The organism is Tenacibaculum larymnensis, from assembly GCF_028829235.1.
In the GTDB taxonomy this organism is placed as follows: domain Bacteria; phylum Bacteroidota; class Bacteroidia; order Flavobacteriales; family Flavobacteriaceae; genus Polaribacter; species Polaribacter larymnensis.
Genome location: NZ_JAIWJY010000003.1, coordinates 352,258 through 378,821, shown reverse-complemented (window position 1 = coordinate 378,821; position 26,564 = coordinate 352,258). Strand labels below are relative to the sequence as shown.

The following is a 26,564-nucleotide window of genomic DNA, read 5'->3' as shown; positions in this document are numbered from 1 at the left end:
TCTTTCTTCGTTCGAAATGACTTTACTTTTTTTAGTCTTCGTCTTCTCCTTCTTCTTCGTAGCAGTTAAAAATGATAGAGTACCCATACTCTACAGCTTCTTCATACAATTCTTTTTGCTCATCATCTTCTACATCATCAATTGAATCTAACGTAAAATATTCGTCTTCTATTTCTACTACTTTCCAATCTTCATTTTTGATGTAAAATTTTGCTAATCGCATAGCTCCTTCAATATCTTTATAATCGATATATAAGCTTACGTAAGCTCCGATAACTTCATCGTAATGTTCAGAAGATTTTTTAGGTTTTGCTAAGGCATTAATTAAAAACATAGATCTATTTTTTTTGTGTTATATTATGCTAATTCTCCTCTATGAGGTTTTAATGCATCTCTAAAGGTTTTCATGTATTCCTCATCAACCACAATAAAAGCAATGGTGTGCATTTCGTTTAAAGATACAAAATTTACTTCATGATATGGTAAACTATCAATCTGAGCAAATTCTTTTAAATGGATACAATGATGCTTTGCGGTTTCAAGACCATCTGGACCTTTAAAATCCCAAATCAGTTTAATTTTTCTCATAAAACAAAAATACCCATTTCTGAAATAGAAACGGGTATTTTATAGCTAGATTGACTGTTTTACTTTTGTTCTATATTCCAAGTATAATTAATCATTCTTTTTAAATATTCTTCTTCCTAAAGGCATCGCCTTTGTTTTCTTGTTAACCAAACAAGTTATATGGAAACATTATAAAATATATTACACTTTTTTCATAGTCATTATTTCTTTGCTTCTGATGAAAGATAGGTTTGTAATATTTGAATAGCTGTTGGGGTTGTAGGTACATTAGTTGCATTGAATGTAAAAGCTATTGATATTTTTTGCACAGGCAGATACAGTGCTAAAGATTGGAACCCATCAATTCCCCCATCATGTCCGTAAATAATCATATCTTGAAAGTTTACTACAGATATTCCTAACCCCCATTCATTCTCTGGTGTTGTCATTTTTTTTATCATTTCATCTGAAATAATTTTACCAGTAAACAAAGCATTAAAGAATTCATTTACTTCTTGAGCGGTAGAAGATATACCTCCAGCTCCCATAGTTGACTTTAAGTTTGTCTCCTGATAAATTGGAGTCCAAACATTTTTATTTGAATAATAAGAAAAAGCTTCGTTTTTATTCGGGTTCAATTCAGCACCAAAAGAGGTTCTTTCTAAATTAAGAGGCTCAAAAATTCTTTCCTTCAAAACTCTTGCAAACGGTTTCTTTTCTATATCCTCTACAATATAAGACAGTAGTATGAAATTAGAATTTGAATACGCTGTTTGTGTTCCTACTTCAAATACCGTTCCTCCTTTTACAACTTTACCTATCATCTCTTTTCTATTTCTTGGTTTACGAATCCAAGTATCAAAGCCTTCTTCATCGGTAATGTTAAATAGTCCACTTTGATGGCTTAACAAATGTTTTATCGTTATCTTGTTTGAATTAGGTATTTCTGAAAAATATGTACTTAACCGTGTACTTAATTGCAACTTCTTTTCTTCAATAAGTTTTAGCACTATACTAGCTGTAAAAACTTTTGATATAGACCCTATTCTATATATAGTATTTTCATTAGCTATTTTATTTAAAGCTAAGTTTGCTTTACCAAATGACTTATTATATACCTCGGCTCCGTTTTTAAAAATAGAAACCGTACCCATTGCCTTATGCTCTACTTCAAAAGAATGTAAAAGTTGATCTAAATTTACTTGTTGTCCGTAGGTAATAATAGAGCATACCAATCCTATAAAAACAATTAGTTGTTTCTTCATTTTGTTTATTTAATAAGTTATTTGATTATTTTAAGCTTCTTTTTTCTTGAGAGTTAACCCAATTATACCTAATCTAGCGATTAAAAAAACTAACATTCCAAAAGACGGGGCTAACAAACCTATTTTTAAACCTGCTGCTAAAACAGGAGTTGCTATATCTCCTTGCATTGAACTAATATTATCAAACGCACCAATTAACCCAAAAAACAACCCTAAAAACCCATAGACTAAAGCAAATAAACTTATATGTTTAAGTAAGTTAATTGTTTTACCATTACTATCTTCCTTTAAGAATAGTTTTAATATCAATGCTATACAAATTAATAGCATTAACAGTATTGGATACATAAACATTGATCCTCCTTCATTTAAAAGGTTTGAGAATAAGAATTTCATAATTTTAATTTTTAAAGTTATTTACAGCACAAACCTATGTTTATAATTCATTTGAGTTTTGTAATATCGACAGTACCTCTTTTCTGTTCCTCAAACTACATATTAAATTCCCTTTTCAACCAAATAACAGAAAACCGTTGTTCGTCTACAATTTCAGGGATTTTACCGCAAAAACCTATCTCTTTATTCAAAAAATAAGATATTGCAACTTAATGAAAAGATTTACATCAATAGCTAAACGCTTTATATTCTTCTTATTCAATATTATATTTTGGGTAGGTGTTTATTTCTTTTACACCTACTTCCTAGGCTATGGAAGTTCTAACACTACTTATGTAAACACTTTTTCAGCATACTTAATGCCTGTAACCATATGCTTAAGTTATTTCATTATTTTATATTTAATTCCAAAATACCTACTTAAGAAAAAGTATTTTCTTTTTATTTTATATAGCTGCTACACCTTCATTATATCATTTACAGCTATTTTGCTCTCTATTTTCTTTGGCTTGGTATTTTCCTCTTTTTTAGAAGGAACCAACACAAAGACCTTAACTAAATCTTTACCATTAGTCATAATTGGTGTGTACTTTATTGTTATTATAGCAACCTCTTTAGGTTTAATTATTTACAATTATCTATCTAGCATAAAAAACGAAAACTTAAAAAACAAATTCCTGCAAACCCAACTACAGCTAAAAGAACAAGAGCTGAAATTTTTAAAAATGCAGATTCATCCACATTTTTTATTTAATACCTTAAACACCTTATACGGATTTACTTTAAAAAAATCAGAAGAAGCTCCTGATATGATTTTAAAGCTCTCTAATTTGTTAGACTATATTTTATACCAAGTAGACAAACCTTCTGTTCTTTTAAAAAATGAAATACAACATATTGACGATTATATCTCTTTAGAAAAAGTGCGCTTTCAAGAGAGTTTACAAGTTGAATTCTCTAAGAATTTATATAACGAAACCACCCAAGTATCTCCCATGCTACTATTACCTTTTGTTGAAAATGCTTTTAAACATGGTGTTCAGATTGACGGTGTATTAAGTGTTAATATCAACTTAAAAACAACTAAAGATTCCTTGTTTTTTCGTATTAAAAACACTTCCCCCCAAAAAAAAATAGATAAAAATGGAATTGGACTAGAAAACATTCAAAAAAGATTAAAAATGCTTTACAATAACCAGTTTAAGCTTCATTTAGCATTAGAAGAAAACCAATTTATAGTAGATTTAAAAATTCCTTTAATAAATGGCTAATAAAACAACTTGCGTAATTGTTGACGACGAACCCATAGCAAGGGAAATTCTAGAATCATTCATAGATAAAACCCCTAACCTAGAATTAATTTCTAGTTGTAAAAATGCTATGGAAGCACTACAAGTTGCACAAACAGAAAATATCGATTTATTTTTTCTAGATATTAATATGCCTGAAATTACTGGATTAAGTTTAGCTAAAATTATCAATAATAAATCACAAATAATATTTACCACTGCTTACAGAGATTATGCGGTTGATGGTTTTAACCTAAGTGTAATAGACTACTTATTAAAACCTATTGCTTTTGATCGATTTTTACAAGCAATTCAAAAGGTTACTAATAACAACATGAAAATTTCTATAGAAAATGATAACAAGAAGGATTTTATGTTTGTAAGAGCCGATAGGAAAATGGTTAAGATTAACTTTAAAGATATTTTATACATTGAAAGTTTAGGTGACTATGTTAAAGTTTTTACCAATAACGACACTGTAATAACTAGAGAAACTATTAGTAACTTTCAAACCACATTACCAAGTGATTGCTTTATAAGAGTTCATCGTTCTTATATTGTTTCAATATCTAAAATTTCCTCATATACTAACGAATATATTGAGATTGCTAAAAAAACGGTATCAATAAGTAGGAGCTACAAAGAAAGCGTCTTACAAAAATTAGCACAAGTGTAAGCGAAATTCTATCTTTACAGCAAAATTTTTACACGTTGAATACATCAGATTTCTTATTTCTTTCTCAAGATAAAAAAGTAGATAACTTAACTGTTACTTGGCAAACACCTAGTAATATTGCTTTAGTAAAATACTGGGGAAAAAGCGAACCTCAAATTCCTAAAAATGCCTCAATAAGCTTTACATTAAACAATTGTCACACAACTACAAAAATTGAGTTTACAAAGACACTCCCAAAAAATCAAGCAGAATTTGAGTTGTTTTTTGAAGGAAAAAAGAAAGATGATTTTAAACCTAAAATAGCCAAGTTCTTTGAAAGAATTCAAAAATACTGTACGTATATTTTAGAGTATAAGATGGTTATTTCTTCTGAAAACTCTTTTCCACATAGTAGTGGTATTGCTTCTTCTGCAAGCGGAATGAGTGCTATTGCCATGTGTTTAATGAATTTAGAAAAAGAGTTAAACCCGAATTTAACTGAGGAGTATATTAACAAAAAAGCTTCCTTTTTAGCTCGTTTAGGATCAGGGAGCGCTAGTAGAAGTATAGAAGGTCCATTAGTAGTTTGGGGAAACCACCCTAATATTGTGGGAAGTTCAGATTTATTTGGTATAAAATTTCCTTATACAGTTCATCCTATTTTTGAAGATTATCAAGATGCTATTTTATTAGTTGACAAAGGAGAAAAACAAGTTTCAAGTACAGTTGGACATAATTTAATGCACGATCATCCGTATGCAGAAAATCGTTTTACACAAGCTAATCAAAACTTGGAAAAACTTTCAAAGATTTTTCAAAATGGAGACATCAAGGCTTTTGTTAACCTTGTTGAAAGTGAAGCTTTAACATTACATGCCATGATGTTAACTAGTAATCCGTATTTTATTTTAATGAAACCTAACACTTTAGAAATCATTAATAAAATATGGGAATACAGACAAGAAAACAATAGTAATGTTTGTTTTACATTAGATGCAGGTGCAAATGTACACGTATTATACCCTCATTCAGAAAAGTCTGAAATTGAAGTATTTATTAAGGATATTTTGGCTGCATACTGCCAAAAAAATCATTATATTTGTGATAGTGTGGGTTTTGGCGCGAGACCTATTTTAACCTAAATTCCCAACTATTATGAGAACTTCAACATTAATAATTGCCCTTTTTATTGGTTTTATAACCAATTCTGTTACTGCACAAGACACTATTTGGTTCGATAAAAATTGGCACGAAACAACAAAAGAAGAGCATGTGTTTTACAGACCTGCTCCTAAAAGAATGAATAACGGTTTTTGGATTGTAGACTACTACAAAAACGGACAAATTCAAATGGAAGGTTTTAGTACAGTAAACATTCCTAACGAGGAAGTCTTTGACGGTTTAGTACTATATTATCATGAAAATGGAAAACCTTTTCATAGAGCTAACTACAAAAATGGAAAACTTCACGGAATCAGAAAAGTATATTATGAATCTGGTGAGTTGAAAGAAGAAGGAAAGTATGAAGAAGGTGAAAGAGAAGGTATATGGAAAACTTTTTATAAGAATGGTAAAATAGAAACAAAAGGTAAATATCGAGACAACGAAAAAGTTGGTGTTTGGAAAACTTTTTACAAAAACGTGTACTAGTTTGTAAACTAGTAGTTTTACCCGTATGTTTGCATTGTAATTAAAACACCTATGAAAGGACCCTTATTTTACGCAAAAATATTACTCTTCGGAGAATATGGAATCATTAAAGATTCCAAAGGATTAGCAATACCTTTTAGTTCTTATAAAGGAGCGTTAAAATCTGCAAAAAACTTAACTGGAGAAGCTGAAAAATCAAATCAAAGCTTAGCTAATTTTTATACATATTTAGCTAACTTAAACTCTGATATTGTTTCTTTCGATTTAGATTCTTTAAAAACCGATGTTGATAGCGGAATGTATTTTGACTCTTCAATACCTCAAGGGTATGGAGTAGGAAGTTCAGGTGCTTTAGTAGCTTCTATCTACGACAAATATGCAAATAATAAAATTACAATTTTAGAAAACTTAACAAGAGATAAGCTTTTAACTTTGAAACAAATTTTTTCTTTGATGGAGTCTTTTTTCCACGGAAAAAGTTCTGGGTTAGATCCTTTAAACTCATATTTAAGTTTACCTATATTAATCAATTCAAAAGAACATATTGAACCAGCTGGAATTCCTTCTCAAAAAGAAGGAAAAGGCGCTGTTTTCTTATTAGATTCTGAACAAATTGGTGAAACTGAGCCTATGGTTAACATCTTTATGAATAAGATGAAGAACGAAGGTTTCAGAAAAATGATTAGTGAAGAGTTTGCAATGCATACAGATGCGTGTATTGAAGACTTTTTACAAGGAAACGTTAAATCGTTGTTTGGTAATGTGAAGAAATTATCAAAAGTAGTTTTAGCTAACTTTAAACCAATGATTCCTACTGCTTTTCATAAAGTATGGGAAAAAGGTATACAAACCAACGATTACTATTTAAAGCTTTGTGGTTCTGGTGGTGGAGGTTACATCTTAGGGTTTACTGAAGATTATGAAAAAGCAAAAAACAGTTTAAAAGATTATAAATTAGAACTAGTGTATCGCTTTTAAAATGCTACTATGAGTACATTTAAAAACAATACATTTTTCTTAAAAATATTTAGCCTTTTATCTGTCATAAGAGGTTACAACATTTTAGTACTAATAGCAGCCCAATATTTGGCTGCTATTTTTATTTTCTCTGATACAAAATCAGTTAAACCTGTAGTTTTTGATTGGCATTTACTCTATTTAGTTATTGCTACCGTTTGTGTTGTTGCCTCTGGTTACATCATCAATAATTTTTACGACAAAAAGGCTGATATTATTAACAGACCTATAAAAACAGGGTTAGATTCTTACGTAAAACAGGAAACAAAACTAAGTTTATATTTTACGCTAAACTTTATTGGTTTTTTCTTTGGATGGTTAGTTTCATGGCGAGCAGCATTGTTTTTCTCTGTATATATTTTTGGTATTTGGTTCTACTCTCATAAATTAAAAAAACACCCATTAATAGGATTAATAACGGCTACTGTATTAACCATACTACCCTTTTTTGTAATATTCGTACACTATAAAAACTTTTCAAAGGTAATTTTTATACACGCAATCTTTCTTTTTTTAGTTATCATGATTCGTGAACTCATGAAAGATTTAGAAAATATTAAAGGAGCTATTGCTAATAATTACAATACTTTTCCTGTAAAATACGGAGAGCATAACACAAAGAAGTTAATTGTTTTATTAATGGTGTTAACCTTAGTACCCATTGGAGTATTATTTAACTATCCCGCTATTGAGTACATGAAGTACTATTTTTATTTAGCGGCTATTACCTTAATTTTTGTTGGTTTTTACACTTGGAAATCGACAAAAAACAATCAATACCGTTTGGCTCACAACATCTTAAAGGTTTTATTATTAATAGGTGTGTTTAGCTTATTGTTTATTGATAAATCTTTAATTGTAGATAAAGTAGTAGAGGTTTTAGATTAAAAACCAAATAATTACCGTAAATTTGCAAACTTTTAAAATTTAATTATGAATTCAAAAAACTCGTCGAGAGGACGACAAGCTGGGCGTAACAGCAATCCTCAAGGAAAAAATCAATTCAAAAAAGATTTCAGAAAACCAAAAAGCAACAAACCTGCTCAGAAAAAAACTGAGAATACAGGAATTCGCTTGAACAAATTCATCTCTAATTCTGGTATTTGTTCTCGTAGAGAAGCTGATACTTATATTGAGCATGGAAGTGTTTCTGTTAACGGAAAATTAGTTACAGAAATGGGTTATAAAGTTCAACCGACTGATGAAGTTCGTTTTGACGGAACTTTAATTTCTATGGAGCAGAAGCGTTATGTTTTATTAAACAAACCTAAAAACTACATTACTACCATGGAAGACGATCGCGGTCGTAAAACTGTGATGGAATTAGTAGGAAACGCCACTAAAGAACGTATTTATCCTGTTGGAAGGTTAGACAGAAATACTACTGGTTTATTATTATTTACTAACGACGGTGAATTAGCAAAAAAATTAACTCATCCAAAGCATAACGTTCGTAAATTATACCATGCTTCTTTAGATAAGAAATTAAGCATTGCCGATTTAGAAAAGTTACGTGGTGATGTAATTATTGAAGGAAGAAAGGTATTTATTGACGCTGTTTCTTATGTAGAAGGAGAACGCAAAACAGAAGTAGGTATTGAAATTCACTCAGGGAGAAACCGTATTGTTCGTAAGATTTTTGAACATTTCGGATACACAGTTATTAAGCTTGACAGAGTAATTTTTGCTGGTTTAACTAAAAAGAATTTACCCCGTGGTAGATGGCGCGAATTAACGCAGCAAGAAATTAACACATTACAAATGTTATAAAATAAAAATCCCGAGTTAAACTCGGGATTTTTTTTATTACTTCTTTACCTTTTTATGGTCTTCTTGTACTTCTTTATCACGATATTTACAACATTCATGTAAATTATCATACGCTTCTTTAGGTGCTTTAAAATCTTTCGTATCGTGACCTACACCTGCAATAGTTTTTTTAACTGCTTCTGTATTCGTCTTACGTTCATCAATAATTAAACTCAATTCATGTGTATTAACATCCCATTTTGCATACTTTACACCTTTAGTTTTTAGTGCTGCTTTTTCAATACGTTGTTTACACATCATGCAAACGCCATCTACTTCAAAAGAAACTTTAGCATTTTTTTTCTGAGCAAATGCTGATGTACTTACTAGTAAAACTACTGCTAATAAAAATATATTTTTCATCTATTCTTTATTTTTTATTTATTAATCTATTTTAAATCGTAATCCTGCATAGAAGTTACTTCCAAAAACTGGCGCATATATAATTGTAGTATCAAAATTTGCACCAAACGGATTATCACTTTCTAATATAGGATTTTTTTGTTTGTAATTTGTAATGTTTTCAGCCCCAACATAGACTTCAAACTTTTTTGAAAATACTTTTGTTATTTGAGTATTTAACAAGTTATAGCTATCCGAATGCGTCGGCAACTGGTTATTTGTATTGGGTAAACGTTGTTCTCCAATCCAATTATAAGTTACATCAAACTTCCAACTAGCATCACTTTCTTCGTTTTTAGTTTCGTAAGATACATTAGCAAAAAAGCGATGTTTTGCTTGTAAAGCCTTTGCTAAGTTTCCTGATTTATAATCTGTAGAAACATCATAAAACTTATACGAAAATCGGGTATTGAAGTATGGAATAATGTTTTGATTCACCTCTATCTGAAAGCTATTCGCTATACTTTTTCCTTCTAAATTATAGAAAGAAATTTCTTGTGGGTTTTCCCAATCGACTACCACCTGATTTGAGAAGTTTGTTTGATAAAAATCAAATGTTATATCTCCTTTTCTTCCAAATAACTTATAGCCTTGTAAAAAAGACATTCCGTAATTCCAAGCCACTTCTGGGTCTAAACCATAAATATTTCCACCTACGTTTTCAATAGTAATTGCTCTTGATGAAGCAAAAAGCTGTTGATTCTCTGCAAAAATATTAGCACTTCGTTTTCCTCTTCCTACAGAAGCTCTTAATACACCTCTTCCCCAAGGAACATAACGCATGTGCAACCTAGGCGTTACAAAGGTTCCTAATAAGTTATGGTAATCTAATCGAAGCCCTGCAGTTACACTTAAATTATCCGCATTATCATAAGCGTATTCAAAAAACGTTCCTACAGAGTTTTCCTTTCTATCAAAATTTGAATTCATCGCTGCACTAACAAATTCATCATATTTATCATAGGTAAAGCTAACCCCTGTTTTAAATTTATTACGAGTATCTCCAATAATAGAACTAAACATGAAGTTGCTATAAAAACTTTGATGCTGAATATTATAGTCTCTCAGTCCAAAATACGAATCTTGTTTATGATTACTGTAAGCTGCTTGAAACCCCATATTTTGAAAAGGCATATCTGGAAAAACATATCCTATTTTTAACGATGTATCAAAACGCTTGGTTTTAATTTCACTTCCCCAAACAGTACTAGACCCTTTATCCACTTCTGGATTAAAGCTGACCTCTCCTACTTGCTTTGAATCGTCTAAATACCTAAAGTTGATAAAACTTACCCAGCCTTTTTCAGCATCTGTATACTGCCAACGATTCATCACGTTAATTTGTTCTGCTAAAGGATTATCTAAAAAATTGTCGTTGTTTTTATCAAACTTCTCTCCTCTATAATTTCCATGAAAATACAAACCTGTTTTCCATTTCTCACTTACTTTCTGATTAAAATGAGTGTTTAATTCTAACCTACCTCCTACTGCTCCATAAGCATTAAGGTAAAACTTATGATTGGTTGATGGTTTTACTAACTCTGTATTTATTTGGCCTGAAATGCTTTCAAAACCATTTACAACACTACCTGCCCCTTTTGTTATTTGAATACTTTCTACCCAAGTTCCAGGTATAAATGTTAATCCGAATGCTTGTGCTGCTCCTCTAATCGACGGAATGTTTTCTTGAGTAATCAACAAATACGGACTTGTTAACCCTAACATTTGAATTTGTTTTGTACCCGTTAATGCATCAGAAAAATTAACATCAATAGATGGGTTGGTTTCAAAGCTTTCGGATAGGTTACAGCAAGCCGCTTTTAACAACTCATCACTATTAATAGTCACCAAATTCTGTGTTTGTAAATACGACTGTTGAGTTGAACTTTTTTTAGCTGAAATAGCAACTTCTTCTAATGTGTTACTTTCAGTTAAATAGTGATTGATTGGTTTTGTACTGTTAACATTTATTGTATCTGTCTTATAACCAACAAAACTTATTATTAATTTTTTATACTCCTTTTTATACGGAATTTTAAACTCTCCTTTTTGGTCTGTTGTAGCTCCGACACTAGTATGTAACCAGTATACATTGGCTCCGAAAATTCCTGAATTCTTTTTTGGATTATTTTTATCTTTAATAGTTCCTGTTAACACTTCTTGAGCAAATAACATGGATGGTATCAGTAAGCATATACTGATTAAAAATTTATTTTTCATTTTTTATCTATCACACTGTATTTTATAATTCTTATTTACTTGTAAATAGAGTTATAAAATCATATGATAAAAACTTCGTGAAGTACCTGTATATCAGAAAACAGTTTGGGTGGTATATACAACCTGTGTGGAACAAACTGTTTTTCTAAATTTAGAAATAATTGTTTGTTATAAATATATGAAGTAACTGCTGTGGCAATCTTTGCAAAGATTACTTTTTCAACAGGTGATTTTTGAATTTGAGTTTGTCCTTTTAAAAACTCTGTGTCGTCTTTACAGCATGAAGGCTCTATTGTTTTACTCTCACAACTGTCTTTCTCTAAATCATTACAGCTATCTACATTACCTACATAAGAAATTGCCACTAAAGAATCTCCACAAAAGTGTTTTTCTACATTAAAAGAAAATGTAGATAGTAACACAACTAATGCTAAGAGTGTAGCTATTATTTTAGAAACGTATTTCTTCATGTTCTGCAAATGTACAAAATTTTAAAACTCTGTATTTTACTACTCTTAGGATATTACTCATTTTATAGTTTTATTAAAACCAACAACTTTCCTTAATTTGATCTTTTTACCACCCTCCAATACGTTTACGTTCTGCTTGTTGTTCTTTTGTAGCCTCTGGTGTTGATATTTTACTTGGGTATAAAGGTTTAGGGAAACCTGCTGCTTTTCTTCGTTCGAAATCCTGTTGACGATATGGATCAAAGGCATCTCCTGGAGGTAATGGGCGGTTTTTATCCATATACCACAATATAAAAGACAAATCTTGATAACAATTTTCTCCTCCTATAGAACAATCATACTTAGTATATAATTTATCAGGCCTTTCAATTAATAATCGAAATGCTCCTCCTCCTTGTAAGCTACCTGGACCTGACATTGTAAAAATAATTTTCTCTATGGGCATCGTAATATTTTCATACCACATAAAACCAGAAAAAGTTATTATACCATCTTCTCTATTAAATATATTCTCTTTTAAAGGCATGGTGAAATAATAGGCTACATAAAATAAAAACCCAAAAAGGGCAATTATAGATGGAATTATAAAAGAAACTGTAGTTATTTCATTTGGAAACTTAAAACCTCCAATAATAATGATAATAATAATCAATAAAAAAAAACCTCCCATTACAATAGGAGTAACCTTTTGAGGATCAACAACCTCTACAAACTTATCAGAAGCATATAAAAAAGTCTTTTTGCTTTCCAACCTTTTATTCGTTAATTTTATTGCATTATCTGTAATTACAGTATGCAACCTTCCTTTTAAACCTCCTTTTTTTACTTTTCTATCACCATGTTTATATTGAGTATGAGTAATTTTTCGTTGGTATATAAATTCTTCTTGCATAATTATGACACTCTACTTCCATCAACATATTTTACCATCCACCAATACGTTTACGTTCTGCTTGTTGTTCTTTAGTAGCCTCTGGCGTTGATATTTTACTTGGGTACAAAGGCTTAGGAAAACCTGCTGCTTTTCTTCGTTCGAAATCTTGTTGACGATATGGATCAAAAGCTTCTCCAGGAGGTAGTGGACGGTTTTTATCCATATACCATGTGATAAATGACATGCTTTCATAACATTCTTTTCCACCATATCCAAAAGAATCAAAAGTCTGCCATTTATTTGGACGAATAACCTCTAATATAAAAGCTCCAACCATATTTTCTCCTCCTGTGCTGTATGCAAACTCTGCTTTTTTAAATGGCATTGTGATGTTTTTTTGCCAAAAAAAACCTGTCATCGTAATCAATCCATCTTTACGATTTAAAATTTGCTCTTTTTTAGGCTTAGTCAAGCCATAAATTAAAAAAAAACAGAAACCAGCGCAACAAAAAATATAAAATATAATACTCCCTAAACTCTGAAAAGCATCATTCGCAAAAGGCAAAAATGTAATCAATGACAAGAACACCCCTCCTCCCAAAAAAGGAACTACAGTACCTTTTGTATGATAAAACATAAAATTATCATCTTTATAGTCATATTTTAACAATCTATGCGAATCACTATTAACAGAATTTCTAGGCTTAACATATATCTTTTTTTCTACCCTATGGTAATATTTTTTGAGTTTTTCTGGGTTTTTATAGCTCTGGTGGGTTATATTTCGGGTAAAGTCTACCATCCACCAATACGTTTACGTTCTGCTTGTTGCTCTTTAGTAGCCTCTGGCGTTGATATTTTACTTGGGTACAGAGGCTTAGGAAATCCCTCAGCTTTTCTACGCTCAAAATCTTGTTGACGATATGGATCAAAAGCTTCTCCAGGAGGTAGCGGACGGTTTTTATCCATATACCAAGTAATAAAAGACATATCTTCATAACACTCGCTTCCTACATAACCAGTAATAGCAAATGTTTGCCATTTATTGGGACGTATGATTTGTAATTGAAAACCTCCAACTAAATCCTCTCCTCCTGTACTATAAGCAAATTCTGTTTTTTTAAACTCCATCGTTATATTAGGTTGCCATAAAAAACCAGTAAAAGTTACTAATCCGTCTCTACGATTTAAAATATTTTCTTTTTTAGGCATCGTCAATCCAAAAATGATAAAAAACATAGTAGAACAAACCGAAATAATTAAAAGAGACCAGTCGGCAGTATCTCTTGGTTCATTTAAAGGAAAAATAAGTAATAAAGATAAAATTAATGACGCTCCTCCAAAAATTACTGGTACTATAAAATAAGCAGTTTTAGTTACTAAAAATTTATCATTATAAATAATATAATCAGATCGTTTCCTTTCAATATAGCCTTTGTCAAGCTTACTTGGTTTAACATGAATTTTTTTTACAACTCGATGGTAATACTTTTTGAGTTTCTCTGAGTTTTTATAATCTTGATGGGTTATTTTTCGGGTAAAGTCTACCATCCACCAATACGTTTACGTTCTGCTTGTTGTTCTTTAGTAGCCTCTGGCGTTGATATTTTACTTGGGTACAAAGGCTTAGGAAACCCCTTAGCTTTTCTTCTTTCAAAGTCTTGCTGACGATATGGATCAAAAGCTTCTCCAGGAGGTAGCGGACGGTTTTTATCCATATACCAAGTAATAAAAGACATACTCTCATAACATTCTGCTCCCCCATACCCAAAAGAGTCAAAAGTTTGCCATTTATTTGGACGAATAACTTCTAACCTAAAAGCTCCCACCATATTTTCTTCACCTGTACTATAAGCAAACTCTACTTTTTTAAATGGCATTGTGATGTTTTTTTGCCAAAAAAAACCAGTCATCGTAATCAATCCATCTTTACGATTTAAAATATGTTCTTTTTTGGGTTTCGTTAGACCGTATACCAAGAAAAAAACAGTTAATAATACTGTTACTATCAAAAAAAACCATTCAATTTCATCTCTTTGTTCTTCTAATGGAAACAGAAAAATTAATAGAAAAGCAAAAGATATTCCACCCCCTAATAAAGGCACTACTGTACCCTTCGTATGGTAATAAATAAAATTGTTATCCTTATAATCATATTTCAATAGCCTATGCGAATTACTATTTACAGAATTTCTAGGCTTTACGTATATTCTCTTTTCTACCCTATGATAATATTTTTTTAGTTTTTCTGATTTTTTATAGTCTTGATGAGTTATTTTTCGGGTAAAGTCTTTTACCATGGTTTGTTTGTTTTTAATTCTTTTAATGGTGCAATCATAACTTCTTCATTTTGGTCTAAATCTGTAATATATAATCCCGCACTTAATGCTCGTAGTTTTATTTTAGCTCCTAAATAACGTTCTTTTTTTTGTAACGAATATGGAAAGTATAATTGTTCACTCTCATCTATCTTTAATCGTAGAGCGAATACTGCTTCTGACTGTGAGGTTATTTTATCCTCATGTGATTTTGGCACCCAAAACTTTACCTCTAAAGCCTCCCTGTTCTCTAAATCGTAAATTTTACTCACCGTACCAATATTCATATTTATGGGGTTTCCATTTTTTACTCCTTTTGGGTAAAAGAACACGTGAGTTTCTACTTGATCAGGATGGTTGAAAAATCGACTAAACACCATTTTAGCACTAAAATACGACGCTGTTTCTATAGATGATGGCATTGTTCCTCCAAACGAAGGGATCATTTTAGATTTTGAATTTATCGGTTTAAACCCTATCTCTTTACATACGATACAATCAAACAATTTGGTTTGAGCATCAATAGGGTTCATAAGTGTATCATGATAATCATCATCTGTTAACAATTTTCTGTTTTCTAAAATTCTACGAGCGTAGTCCATGGGTAACTCTTTTGAGCGCTTAGGAAAGCCTTCCCCATATGAATCACTTAATAAAAAGTTTTTAAAAAAAGTTTCTAACTCACTATCGGTAAGTAATGATGCTATAAGTAATAGTCCTACTCCTATTGCTGCTGCTATCCACCCTACAGGTCCTGTAGAAGCAAAAACAATTCCTACAGATGCCATTGAAGACACCCCAAAAGCAACCCCAGCACCCATCATAGCAAAACCAGCATCCATATCTCCTTTATCCATTGCCTTAAAACTATCATAAAGACACCATCCTACTGTAATTATCCCTCCTACTACACCTAACGGCTTACCCCACTTTACAGCTATACGTTCTGCCAGACCCTTTTTTATTTCACTTTCAGAAGCATTTAAAAAAGCTATTCTTAAGTTAACACTAGCTTCTGTTAACTTTACAGCGGTACCCAAAGCAGATACTTTATCTTTTTTAGAACTTCCTTCGCTTGTTACTTTAACTACTGCCATGCTAAAATTATATAATTCCAACAAAGCAAATACTCCATTAAAAGCTCTACCATTAACCATCTGGCTAATTTTATAGTTTTTAACAGCTCGGGCATCATCACTTACATTTTCTGCTACTTTTACTTTTATTTCGTAAGTTGTACTTCTACCATTTTTAAGAGTACGATAGGTAAAACCATCTTTTCCATGGCTTTCCTTTAAGATACGTAATACATCCGCACGTTTACCAGTATATTTTCCTTTTTTAACATATTCTGGGTCTAACTCTACCCCTAGCTCTTGTAATCGTAAGTGAATATCTCCATCACGTATTTCAAACATTTTTTCACCAAAAACCTCAAGGTTTTTGTTTAACTTATCTACAATAAACTTTTGTCGCTCTTCTATAGATCGGAGTAATATTCCATCTACTTCCTTAAAACTTGATGCTTGGCTCGCACGATACTTTAAGTTTTTTTCGTAAACCCCAGCTAAGTTTTGCGCAAAACTCTCCCCTTTACTAATTACTTCTTTAATATTTAAAGGCGCTGCTAATAAAGCTAATAAAGGGTCTAAACCTTCAAATCCTTTTGCTTTACTTTTAGTTCCTTTATTTTTTACTCGTTCAGGGTATTTATCGTCTATGACATCATACAACCAATTTACCCATTTATCATTTTCTACATAATCTTTATCAAGTAATAAATGTGCATCAAACTTATAAGGGTGATAACTTAAAGGGTCTATTATATTTAACATAAAATCTCTCCCTTCTACAATACGTTCTGGGTGATTTCCTAAAAAATCGTCTAAATAGGTTCTTACATATGTAGAACTTAATAAAACACCTAAATCTTCTCTATAATTTAATAAGATTTTTCTTGCTTGCTTACGTTCCTCAACTCCTAAAATACCTTTTAGTTTTTCATGGTCTAAACCATAACCTATATGGCCACTATTTTTTCTATAGACTGTTCCTTTTTCAGCCATACTGTAATACTCAGAATACATGGGCCTTGGATCTAACGAATGCCTATCATTAAAATTAAACCAACCAGGTGAACCTCCATCAAATTTTAAGATCGCTTTATCATCGTTATACACCATCTGATAACAAGTGAGTGCCAATGTAAATAAATGCCCATACTCTTTATCTTTAGGCTCAGGTGCTTGTATTTCTTTTCTTTCTAATCTACCTAACGCCTCTTTTACCGATTCACCTGATTGTATTGCTTGAGTTAATGCTTGAAGCTTTAATGTTTTATCACTTACAACCTCACTTATATCTGCTGCACAACCTGCTGGATCATGTAATGTGATAAACATATCTTCAAAAACCTCATTATCTCCTTTTTCATCTTGTTTCTTTTCATCTGATAATATTGAGTCTAGCATCTTTTCAAGTGCTCCTGCCCTTGGATGGTTACCAGGAAACGTTGCTCTTACATTTGTAAATGGTATAACATTTTCATGTTTTTCTTCTTCTCCTTTTTTTATACCACTACAATCTATCAACTTCATACGTTCTTTACGCTTATTAGCATCCGTATTCAGCTCATTATGATAATCTCTACTCCATTGTACAGGAGAGTATGCTACCCAATATTTTTTTCCTGGTTCTATTATTAACTTATATTCGCTCTTGTCTCCAGATGGTTTTCGAATATCTTTATAATTTCCTTTTTCATCTTTGTTGTATGCCCATATAATATGCTGTAGCTGTCCACTTTCATCAACATATAGTTCGTGGTAATCGTTTTGATCTTCATCGTTAATTAGATAAATATATCCTTTATTTAGAGCAGTTCGGGCTACATAAAAATTATTAATTTGAGGCAACTCTTTTAGTGATAACACCTCTACTTCTTCTAACTCAAGCGTACTGTTTTCTGCTGCATTTGTATTCTGGGTATTAGAATTACAAGTAGCTACATTTTTACATACTGCTTTATCATCTTGTATTAAAACCCCTTTGGTTATTCTCGGATCGTTATATTTAGGCGCATCTACATCTTCTTCTGTTTGGTTTTCCGAATTCTTATCAAATAAACCATAACGTAAAAAATGTAAACGAATACCCGGTTTTAAAGCTTCTTTTTCTGGGCTTTTTACAGGTTCCATAACACCACCTCCAGTACACTCAAAAAAATACCTAGCAACTACTTCATTATATTCTGTTAGTTGGTTTTTTTCTAAAATATCGTTAGCCATTTTTTGTTTTTAGTTTTTAGTTTTTAAAAAATACTTTAAGATACTTTCCTCTTTCAAAATATTTTATTCTGAAAATAAATTTGTTTTTGTATAAAACATCGTAATTGTAAATATTCGAAGTAAAGTGAGGTTTGCTATTTTTTGCCAGCTCTAAGCTCTTAGAAAATGAATTATAATTTAATAATGTATCTTCTAAATATATGTTAGATAAAGTATCATTTACTGATTCAATTTTATACTCATCTTTTTTTATCTCCGTATTCGTAAATCTTGATATAATACTTTCTATATCTCCTTTTTCTTCGTCTATTATAAATTTAAATATTAAGTTCTCTCTATCATTGGGGTTTGCATTTTCAACAGGTCTTAAAAACTCATAATCAAAAAAGCTTGCCTTTATTTCTTCTTCTGTTAATGACGTTTTTTCAATTAGCTCTTTTGCAGATTTATTTATTGCTACTTCCCCCTGTATGCTGTCCGCTTGAGGTTTCTTCTGTTGTTTTGTTTTTCTTTCTTTTAGATCGTTATAAACATACTGAAATATACTTTTTATTTGTTGAGCGTTACCTTTAAAGTTAAACACATAGTCTGCTTCATAATCGTTTATGGTAAGCTGTTTTATTTCAAAAGCTTCGTTTTTATTTTCTACTTCTTTTTCTGCTAAAAGAAATGCCCAAAAAACAGCTAGAAGTGCTACAATAATTGTAATAATTTTTATGAATTTCTTTTTTGTTTTAAAAAAAAGAATGAACATAATAGTTATTACAACCAAAAGAATAAAAATTAGATTCATAATTATGAAGGTTTAATATCTACAAACACCGTAAAAGGTCTAAATTTATTAGGGCTTTTTAAATTCTTAAAATGTTGTAAACAAAACATTGCTACCAAACCTGGCACCCATTGTTTTGCTTTTCCATTGGCTCCACCATCTTCCCATCCTGCTCCAAAAGTATCTAAGAATAATACTCGTTCTATTTCAACTTTGACTTCTTGTGTTTTTTCATTTTTTAAGACTTTGTACTTTGCTACACAACCTTGAATACCTCCTATAAATGTTGCTGACTCATTTACATTGGGGTTTAATGAAGATGATACACCATAATAAGGAAGTGAGGTTCTTATACTATATAAGTTAACTCCGGTTGATCCATTTATTGTTCCGTCTTTTTCATACTTTTTTTTGAGTTCTTCTTTTAAAGAAGACACGAACGACTTAAACCTTTCTGAGTCACGCATTTCTATAGAAGGGTTTGAACTTTGGTTAAATTCAAAGTCTTTTCCTCCTCCTGAAAAAAAGTGGTTTGCTAATCGTATTCCATTTTCTCCAAAGCCATCTTCTATATCAGAAAACAACCAAAGTGTAACTTTCATTTCTGCTTTTAGATACGCTTCAGGATAAGATTTTGTTAGCTTTACATTGAAAATATCATAATCTGACATTCCATTTTGCTTCATTTTAGCTTCATCAGGATTGTCTGCATACTCCCAATCATAAGCTCTTTGCCCATTTCTATTAACAATAACCGTATTTCCTTCTTCTGTAATCCAATTTCCTTTTTTTACTTCTCCTGTTTCTACCTCGACAAAACGATCTTCCTTATCTTCTCCTGAAGCAGGAGTAGCTACTACATTATTGGATGGTGTTGTATTACTTTCTGCTTGCGTACTTACTATTGTATTGTTTTTTTTTTGTGTATTACTTGTACTCTCTCCTTCTTCTGAAACATCTTCAACCTCCCAAGTAACTTCTACTTTTTTATCTTGTACTGTTCCTGTTAATTCTACCACTTCTTCTTCATTTATGGCTGTACTACCATTTTCATCGGTAGTTTCAACAGGTTTCTTTACTTTAAACGTAATACTTTCTCCTTCTGGAATATTATAAACATAAGCTCGTAGTGTTACTTCTTTTAACACTTTTGACTTCCGTATTATATTCTTTTCTTTTAGCCATTGTAAATTATAAATTCGCGGTTCTCCTTGCTCTTCTTCTTTTAGTTTTTCTTGATTTTCTTCCGCTTCTTTTATTTTACTATTGTGAGCTAACCTATCTACAATACTAATTTTTGGAAATGGTATCTTGTTTACAGGCATATTAACTGAAGGAACTGGCGCAGCACTACCTACTATAATATTAGCTTCTCCTGCTGTTATTGTTCCTCCGTGGGCTGTTAGGTCTCCCAAACATGCTACGGGTTTTCCGTTAATTAAAATATTAGGAAATCCTTGTGCTATGGTATCCGGTGGTCCTACACAGGTACACATACTACCTATAGTGGCCACGGGTTTCCCGTTAGCTAATACATTTGCTTCTCCTTGTGCTATTGGTCCTCCAACATGAGGTGTTGTTCCACTACACATAGGACATACATGCATACTACCTACTGTTGCTACTGGTCCTGGCATATGTTTTTGTTTTTTAAAAAGATTACATTATATCAAACTTACCGCTTGCTCCTTGTACTACAGTCATTTGCCCTTGTACTTTTGTTTGCTGTCCTTTTAATTCGGCTGCCGCTTGACCTTCAATAGTTGTATTTTGCCCTTTAATAGTAGCTTTACTACTTGCCTCAATAGCCACATTTGCACTACTTGTAATGCTAGCATCTTTATCTGCCTGAGCTTTAATTGCTCCTTGAGATAAAATTGAAGTGTCTTTTTCTGACGCTGTTTTTATTTCTCCTTTTGCTTGTAGTTCAATATTTTCTTCTGCAATTATTTTCACATTCTTAGCAGAAAACTCCATAGTTTCAGCAGACTGAACAAACAATGATTTTTCTTTAGTATCAAAAGTTATAATACTTCCGTCTTTGTCTTTTATGGTTATTTTCTCCTTATCTTTTGTATCGTCTAACTCAATCGTATGTCCACCACGTGTAATAATGCTCTTTCTTACATTTTCTTCATCTCCTCCTGCTCCATTTTTACCTGTAAACATGCTTCCCATTACAAAAGGACGATTAGGGTCGTTATGTTCAAAACCTACCATTACTTGATCGCCTATTTCTGGAATAAATACAAATCCTCTATTAGTTTTAGTAAGGTCACTGCTTCCCGCATCTGGTGTCATTACACGAATAAAATCTGTTTTTGCTCCTATAGCTTCTTGCCAGTAAAACTGAACCTGTACACGTCCTTTACTTTCTGGATCTTTATTACTTACTACCTTAGCTACTTGATTATTAGCTATAGCTGGTGCTATATTTTCGTTTAATGGTAAACTTTTTGTGTTTGCAGGGACAGCTTCAAAGGTATTATGATATGCTCCTCCAACATCAGCATAATGACTTATTTGAGTTATAATATATTCTCCATACTGTTTTACAGTATACTTTCCTTCATCATACTTTGCTGCGCTTACTTTTATTATAGTTCCTAAACAAAGTCCTTTTGTTACCCCACTTGCTTTAAGCACATTACCTCCTGCACTTAACCCTTGTAAACGCTTTTGTAAGTACTCATCTAATGATGATTTATCTTGTAAAAACACATCACTTACCCCAAAGTCTTTTACTTCTTTATAAACTTGTTCTGATGCTTTTAGTGCTGTATTGGCTAAATCGTTTAACCCTTCATTATTTGCTTTTAAATCTCCTTCAAAAAACTGATCATTTAACGAATCGTAACTATAAGTCGCTAAAGTAGGATTATACGTTTTGGTTTTTATTTGTAGTTCTTTTAAATCTTTACTGTATTCTAGCTCTATTGGTTTTTGACCTTCAGATTCAGGCTTTCCAAAAATAACGTCTACTCCGTCAAAGTAAAACCATTCATTATATTGATACGCTAATCTTTGAAGGTATTTATAATCACTCTCTGCGTATTGACATTGATAAGGGATTACCGTAGTATATGTTGGACTTACCTTATTTTTGATGGTGGTAGCATCTAGGATTTCTGAAACAATACTTCCTAAGTCTTTTTCTAACCAAGATTTTTGTTGCTTTCCATTTTCCAACAAGACTGTTTGAGACAATCCTTTAAGTATTAATTCGCCGTGTAATCCTATTTCATTATGACGCATTGATACATCTAACACAACTCCTACAAAAGCTTTCCCAGAAACATTGGTGGTAAGTTGTTTCCCTAACCATTCTTTTGATTTATCTAGTGTGTAACTTCCCGCTTCTTCTACGGTTTCTATGTCTACCACTACTTCAAAAGTATGATGCTTATATAAAAATTGGTTAATTGTAATTGTTTTATAGCTCTTTACAAAATTACCATCAATGGTAATTTGCTTATCTAATGCTTCTTCTTTTATCTTATGCATGGGGGTATTTTTTCTTTGTTATAGTTAACTATCAACGCTTTTTTTTGACAAAAAAAAGACCTTCCTTTATAAAAAAGAGAAGGTCTTTAATAAATAAATTATATAAAACTAAAAGTTATTTAGTCCTTCTCATTAAGCTACTGGCCAACGGTTATCTAAGTTAGCATTACCAATAAGTAATTCTTCAGCAGAGAAAGTAACTGTTAATTTCATTGGAATTTCATTGTTCACATCTAACTCTTCTTTGAAATAAACGATGTAAGCGTTTTTGAATTCCACTTCTTTCATTTTTGAATCTTCATCAGTTTTCTTGAAAACAATTTTTCCATCAACAGACTTAAATTGGCTATTTACCATTGCCTCAATAACAGAGGTATCTGATGTAGATTCGATAGTTAAAGTAACTCTTCCTCCATTTACACTTGAAGATGGTTTACCTTTTGTGTCTGTGTTTCTGTTTAAGCTGTATTCAGCTTCTAATACGTCGAATTCTTTTCCTGCGAATTCGAAACTTGCTCTAAATGATCCCATAGTTTCTTTTTTTTGGGTTAAATAATTAAATTAAAATACTTTTTAGAGCTTTCTCCATAAAAAAAGAGAAAGCTTTAAACAATATAAAACCTTCTCTTTTTTTATTTTTTGGCGCCATTCTATAAGAAGAAAGAAGATAACAAATATTGCCTTATGTGATGTAAATGTATGTTATAGTTTTCTTACTACCAAATTTTTATGCAAATAAATTGTTACTTTTTTTAAAAAAACTTAGCCTTCTGTATTAAACAAAGACTATTGCTGATTAAATTGACTTTGCGTTCTTTAAAACTATTGGGCTTTTGAAAAGTGTTTCATTTTAAACCCCATATTTTCATACAAAGTAATAAGCTCATCTTTATCATTATAATCTTTAATGTCTTTTACTTTCCAACTAACTTTTTCTTTTGTGGCTTCATCAACAAGGTTAAATAAATGCATCATTGCAACTTCTTCAAGTCCTTTTTCTTTTCCATTTCTATCTTGCAAAAAAACCTCTTTACTTCTAATTTTATCCCACATCTTTACCCATAATCCGGATTCTTTAACTGAAGGTGTGTTCATCGTATCAATATCAAAAACTTCTATTTCATTTTCTTTAGAGTTTATTGCTACTAACACAGCTACTCCTTTATTAGTTGTTTCTATTACGCATTTTGCTCCTTCACCTACTCGTTCATCTAATAAATACTTAACTTTTTTTAAACGGTTTCTTTCTAACTCTATTCCTTGTTCTCTCTTTTTTAACTCTTTTAATTTTTTTCTAAATATCAGTTTAAAAATCATATATATAAATTTAATTGAAAAACTGCTATTAAGACGTTTATAGGTTGTAAGAAGAAAGAATTGTATTATATAAATTGGCAGCTACCATACTATAATTTTGTAGGAGCCTTTTTCTTCTTCAAAATATAAGGTTAATCTTTTTTTAGCAGCTTCACAAAAGTAGTAAGTTTTTTATATTGACTGACAGTAATTACTAATAATATATAGAATTAAAGATGTTAAGGTTTAGTTGCTAATTACAATGGTTCACCTTAGCAAAAACTAATCTTGCAGTATTGTTACCTCAGATTTTTTTAAATATCCAGAGGTGATTTTTACCCCATCATAATACACTTTTACAGAGTTATCATTAATTTCTTCTAAGTATGCCTTATCATTTTGAATCAAAAAAGCTCTTTTTTTCACTTCTAAATTTTCGTCTTCATAAAAATAACTCTTTGGAACATTTACAACCACCATTGAAGAAAGTTCTGCAATGTTAAAAGCTTCCACCTCTATTGCAGAAATCCCTTTCAATTCCTTGTAAACCTCTACTGGAAGTGCTAATACTTTTTTAAACTGAACTTTTTCTACAACTCCAAAGTTTTTGTAATTAAAACCATCGTCTAAAAGTTCATATGTATCGTAATTCCTTTGTATATTTTGACTCACTTCAAATTCCTCAATAAACTTTTGAGTTCCCTCCCCTTTTTGAAATACACCTTTTAAGTTTCTAACTAAAAAACTCCCTTTAGTTTTCAAAGGAGGCTTTTCCATTCCTTTCTTATATTGATTTTTATTATCTATAAAACCTAGTTCGTAGGTCTTATACAATATACTATCCATTTCATGCTCTCTTAGAATAATATCTAAACACTTAGACTTTGAAACTACTTTATAATACTCATTTTTATGCTCATCTTTATCATCTTGTTCATGCTCTAAATAGTAAGAAAAACTTTTCCATATACCTTGAAGTTGATCTAAGTCATATTCATTAAGCGTATCTTCTGTAGTAGACAACACGTCATAATTCTCGGTAATTATTTCATCTTTTTTTTCTATTGATTTTTTTTCCTGTTTTTTACAACTAACTATAAAAACTAATAGAATTAGAGTAAGTATTTTATTTCTCATTTTCTTTTTTTAAAATTTCGTAAGCTTTTTTTGTAAATTTCTCTCTATGATTTAATCCATTGGTACCTCCATTTACATCCTTTGTTACCGCTATAATAGCTGCTTTATTATTTCCTTTATCCGCCTCATTATTAGTACCTACTTGAACATGAGTCCAAATAATCATCGATGCCTTCATAGCCACATCCACATCAGTCTTCAATAAACTAATATCATCCCCCATAAAATCCTTTTTATCATTAGGGTACAACTCATTCCATTTATCATGCAATGCTTTATATTTATTTTTACCTGTTAAATGTATAAAACCAACACCAAAGTAATCAGACCCGTCTTCTGTTGACCTTTTACCATTTCCCATTCTACAACCGTAGACATAATCAAAAAGTTTTTTATCTTTAATGTATTCATCTTTGATACTGTATAGCTCACTAAATTCATCATAACTCCAAGAAGCTTTACCATTCTTTTTAGTTACTTCAATTGGATCTTCAACATCTCGTTTATGTCCATAATTCTTTTCAGATGAAGTCTTAGGACTTGAATATTCACATGTTAAAGTAGCATCATACCCTTCTATCAAATCATGATACTTGAATGTATATTTTTTTGAATTAGTAGGATGTTTTATAAGAACTTTTCTTAAAAAGGTGTTATAGATGTTTTTTGCTGAATAATTATAGCTTTCTTTAAGTGCATTCAATTGACTTGTTTCTGTCCCTATTTGCCCTAAAAAATGAGCCATTCTATCTAAATTATTTATTTCAAACTCACACTTATATTTATTTATGGCATCCGCAACTTCTTTCCTTCTTGTTGATTTAGATTTTGGAAAAATTTGTTTTAAAATTTCTGAAGTTATTTCTATACCACATCCCTTTTTCAATTCAAACCACTTACCGTCTATATCTAGCCAATAGTTAGGCGTATTTCGCTTGTCTGGTTCTCCTTCTTTATCTGGATTTTTGCCATTGTATACTACTTTTACATTGTTAGGACTGTGAGCATCTATCAATAAATACATAAATGCCTTTTTCCCTTTCAGTTTATCCAATGCTTCTCTTTCCTTCTTCGTATCTTTTCCGCCTAACGTAATTTTAAAAATTGCCCAATCTTTAAAATCAGTTTTGTTGGTAATTTTATCATCTTTTGCATAGGCTCCTACAATTGCTTCGGGTCTTGTCAATTCTTTACCTTCATGCTGTAAAGTCATGGGAGTATCTTTTTCTACAACTCCTTTTTCTTTACCTTGATTAACATTCAACCAAACTTTTTTATTTGCTAAGTTTGATGTTTTTACAACTACATAAACTTCATCGCCTAAATTTGCTGACTTTAAACTCTTAAAAGTCACTTTATCTCCTATTTTTTCTTTTTTAGGTTGTGAACCAATACTTAAAGTTTTTCCTACATAAATAGTATCACTGGTTAAACCGTTATCTGCTTTTATCTTTGCTACTGTAGTACTATACTTCTTTGCTATTTTACTTAGTGTATCACCTGAAACAACTTTATGCTTTACAGGTTCTTTTTCATCACTACTTTTGTATTGAGGTGTATTTATTCTCTCTGCAAAATAAGCATCTAAAACTTTATGATGTCTTATTTTCAATGTATTACTAGGTTTGATAATCAT

Annotated in this window: 26 protein-coding genes; 7 read left to right on the top strand and 19 right to left on the bottom strand. The window is 31.2% G+C overall.

The window, feature by feature from the left end; translation table 11 throughout:
• Nucleotides 1-31: 31 nt before the first annotated feature.
• The 4 genes from LCI24_RS06735 to LCI24_RS06720 all read right to left on the bottom strand — a co-directional run bounded on the left by LCI24_RS06735 (nt 32) and on the right by LCI24_RS06720 (nt 2,228).
• On the bottom strand, nt 32-334 hold the full coding sequence (locus LCI24_RS06735) for a hypothetical protein (RefSeq protein ID WP_274639683.1): 303 nt from the start codon (nt 332-334) through the stop codon (nt 32-34).
• A gap of 23 nt (nt 335-357) precedes the next feature.
• Complete coding sequence (locus tag LCI24_RS06730) at nt 358-588, bottom strand: hypothetical protein (RefSeq protein WP_274639682.1); 231 nt, start codon at nt 586-588, stop codon at nt 358-360.
• Nucleotides 589-788: 200 nt separating this feature from the next.
• The gene (locus LCI24_RS06725; RefSeq protein ID WP_274639681.1) at nt 789-1,832 is read right to left on the bottom strand and encodes a serine hydrolase domain-containing protein; all 1,044 of its coding nucleotides are present in this window, start codon (nt 1,830-1,832) and stop codon (nt 789-791) included.
• 30 nt (nt 1,833-1,862) lie between these two features.
• Complete coding sequence (locus LCI24_RS06720; protein WP_274639680.1) at nt 1,863-2,228, bottom strand: hypothetical protein; 366 nt, start codon at nt 2,226-2,228, stop codon at nt 1,863-1,865.
• 212 nt (nt 2,229-2,440) lie between these two features.
• Here LCI24_RS06720 and LCI24_RS06715 point away from each other — a divergent pair, with 212 nt between their 5' ends.
• Genes LCI24_RS06715 through LCI24_RS06685 form a run of 7 tightly spaced genes read left to right on the top strand, consistent with a single transcriptional unit; the run spans nt 2,441 to nt 8,609 of the window.
• Nucleotides 2,441-3,499 carry a sensor histidine kinase gene (locus LCI24_RS06715; protein WP_274639679.1) on the top strand — a complete coding sequence of 353 codons (1,059 nt, stop codon included), beginning with the start codon at nt 2,441-2,443 and terminating at the stop codon, nt 3,497-3,499.
• Nucleotides 3,492-4,193: a LytR/AlgR family response regulator transcription factor gene (locus LCI24_RS06710; protein ID WP_274639678.1), complete on the top strand. Its 702-nt coding sequence runs from the start codon at nt 3,492-3,494 to the stop codon at nt 4,191-4,193. The genes LCI24_RS06715 and LCI24_RS06710 overlap by 8 nt, the downstream gene beginning before the upstream one ends.
• A 35-nt stretch (nt 4,194-4,228) precedes the next feature.
• Nucleotides 4,229-5,314: a diphosphomevalonate decarboxylase gene (locus tag LCI24_RS06705; RefSeq protein WP_274639677.1), complete on the top strand. Its 1,086-nt coding sequence runs from the start codon at nt 4,229-4,231 to the stop codon at nt 5,312-5,314.
• Nucleotides 5,315-5,327: 13 nt separating this feature from the next.
• Nucleotides 5,328-5,822 carry a toxin-antitoxin system YwqK family antitoxin gene (locus LCI24_RS06700; protein WP_274639676.1) on the top strand — a complete coding sequence of 165 codons (495 nt, stop codon included), beginning with the start codon at nt 5,328-5,330 and terminating at the stop codon, nt 5,820-5,822.
• 51 nt (nt 5,823-5,873) lie between these two features.
• Nucleotides 5,874-6,800 carry a mevalonate kinase family protein gene (locus LCI24_RS06695; RefSeq protein ID WP_274639675.1) on the top strand — a complete coding sequence of 309 codons (927 nt, stop codon included), beginning with the start codon at nt 5,874-5,876 and terminating at the stop codon, nt 6,798-6,800.
• A gap of 9 nt (nt 6,801-6,809) precedes the next feature.
• Nucleotides 6,810-7,727 (top strand): geranylgeranylglycerol-phosphate geranylgeranyltransferase, encoded by a 918-nt coding sequence (locus LCI24_RS06690; RefSeq protein WP_274639674.1) that lies wholly within the window; start codon nt 6,810-6,812, stop codon nt 7,725-7,727.
• Nucleotides 7,728-7,772: 45 nt separating this feature from the next.
• Nucleotides 7,773-8,609 carry a pseudouridine synthase gene (locus tag LCI24_RS06685; RefSeq protein ID WP_273693936.1) on the top strand — a complete coding sequence of 279 codons (837 nt, stop codon included), beginning with the start codon at nt 7,773-7,775 and terminating at the stop codon, nt 8,607-8,609.
• A gap of 36 nt (nt 8,610-8,645) precedes the next feature.
• Here LCI24_RS06685 and LCI24_RS06680 read toward each other — a convergent pair whose 3' ends face one another.
• From LCI24_RS06680 to LCI24_RS06610, 15 genes are all read right to left on the bottom strand, one after another.
• Nucleotides 8,646-9,011: a heavy-metal-associated domain-containing protein gene (locus LCI24_RS06680; protein WP_274639673.1), complete on the bottom strand. Its 366-nt coding sequence runs from the start codon at nt 9,009-9,011 to the stop codon at nt 8,646-8,648.
• A 21-nt stretch (nt 9,012-9,032) separates the two neighbouring features.
• Nucleotides 9,033-11,270, bottom strand: coding sequence for a TonB-dependent receptor (locus LCI24_RS06675; protein WP_274639672.1), 2,238 nt, complete (start codon nt 11,268-11,270; stop codon nt 9,033-9,035).
• A 59-nt stretch (nt 11,271-11,329) separates the two neighbouring features.
• Nucleotides 11,330-11,740, bottom strand: coding sequence for an HYC_CC_PP family protein (locus LCI24_RS06670; RefSeq protein ID WP_274639671.1), 411 nt, complete (start codon nt 11,738-11,740; stop codon nt 11,330-11,332).
• A gap of 106 nt (nt 11,741-11,846) precedes the next feature.
• Nucleotides 11,847-12,632, bottom strand: coding sequence for a hypothetical protein (locus LCI24_RS06665; RefSeq protein ID WP_274639670.1), 786 nt, complete (start codon nt 12,630-12,632; stop codon nt 11,847-11,849).
• Between the two features lie 31 nt (nt 12,633-12,663).
• Complete coding sequence (locus LCI24_RS06660; protein WP_274639669.1) at nt 12,664-13,416, bottom strand: hypothetical protein; 753 nt, start codon at nt 13,414-13,416, stop codon at nt 12,664-12,666.
• On the bottom strand, nt 13,410-14,165 hold the full coding sequence (locus tag LCI24_RS06655) for a hypothetical protein (protein ID WP_274639668.1): 756 nt from the start codon (nt 14,163-14,165) through the stop codon (nt 13,410-13,412). The genes LCI24_RS06660 and LCI24_RS06655 overlap by 7 nt, the downstream gene beginning before the upstream one ends.
• Entirely contained in the window at nt 14,159-14,914 is a 756-nt protein-coding gene (locus LCI24_RS06650) for a YdbT family protein (protein WP_274639667.1), read from the bottom strand. The genes LCI24_RS06655 and LCI24_RS06650 overlap by 7 nt, the downstream gene beginning before the upstream one ends.
• Complete coding sequence (locus LCI24_RS06645; RefSeq protein WP_274639666.1) at nt 14,908-18,219, bottom strand: toxin VasX; 3,312 nt, start codon at nt 18,217-18,219, stop codon at nt 14,908-14,910. The genes LCI24_RS06650 and LCI24_RS06645 overlap by 7 nt, the downstream gene beginning before the upstream one ends.
• A gap of 16 nt (nt 18,220-18,235) precedes the next feature.
• Entirely contained in the window at nt 18,236-19,012 is a 777-nt protein-coding gene (locus LCI24_RS06640; protein WP_274639665.1) for a hypothetical protein, read from the bottom strand.
• Between the two features lie 2 nt (nt 19,013-19,014).
• Complete coding sequence (locus LCI24_RS17005) at nt 19,015-20,628, bottom strand: PAAR domain-containing protein (protein WP_313813324.1); 1,614 nt, start codon at nt 20,626-20,628, stop codon at nt 19,015-19,017.
• Nucleotides 20,629-20,650: 22 nt separating this feature from the next.
• A complete protein-coding gene (locus LCI24_RS06630; protein ID WP_274639664.1) occupies nt 20,651-22,495 on the bottom strand; it encodes a type VI secretion system Vgr family protein in 1,845 nt (614 codons plus the stop codon).
• A gap of 132 nt (nt 22,496-22,627) precedes the next feature.
• Nucleotides 22,628-23,026, bottom strand: coding sequence for a type VI secretion system tube protein TssD (tssD, locus tag LCI24_RS06625; RefSeq protein WP_073184365.1), 399 nt, complete (start codon nt 23,024-23,026; stop codon nt 22,628-22,630).
• Nucleotides 23,027-23,317: 291 nt separating this feature from the next.
• Complete coding sequence (locus tag LCI24_RS06620; RefSeq protein WP_274639663.1) at nt 23,318-23,812, bottom strand: hypothetical protein; 495 nt, start codon at nt 23,810-23,812, stop codon at nt 23,318-23,320.
• A 261-nt stretch (nt 23,813-24,073) separates the two neighbouring features.
• Complete coding sequence (locus LCI24_RS06615; RefSeq protein WP_274639662.1) at nt 24,074-24,928, bottom strand: hypothetical protein; 855 nt, start codon at nt 24,926-24,928, stop codon at nt 24,074-24,076.
• Nucleotides 24,918-26,564, bottom strand: coding sequence for a LysM peptidoglycan-binding domain-containing protein (locus LCI24_RS06610; protein ID WP_274639661.1), 1,647 nt, complete (start codon nt 26,562-26,564; stop codon nt 24,918-24,920). Before LCI24_RS06610 ends, LCI24_RS06615 begins: the two co-directional genes overlap by 11 nt.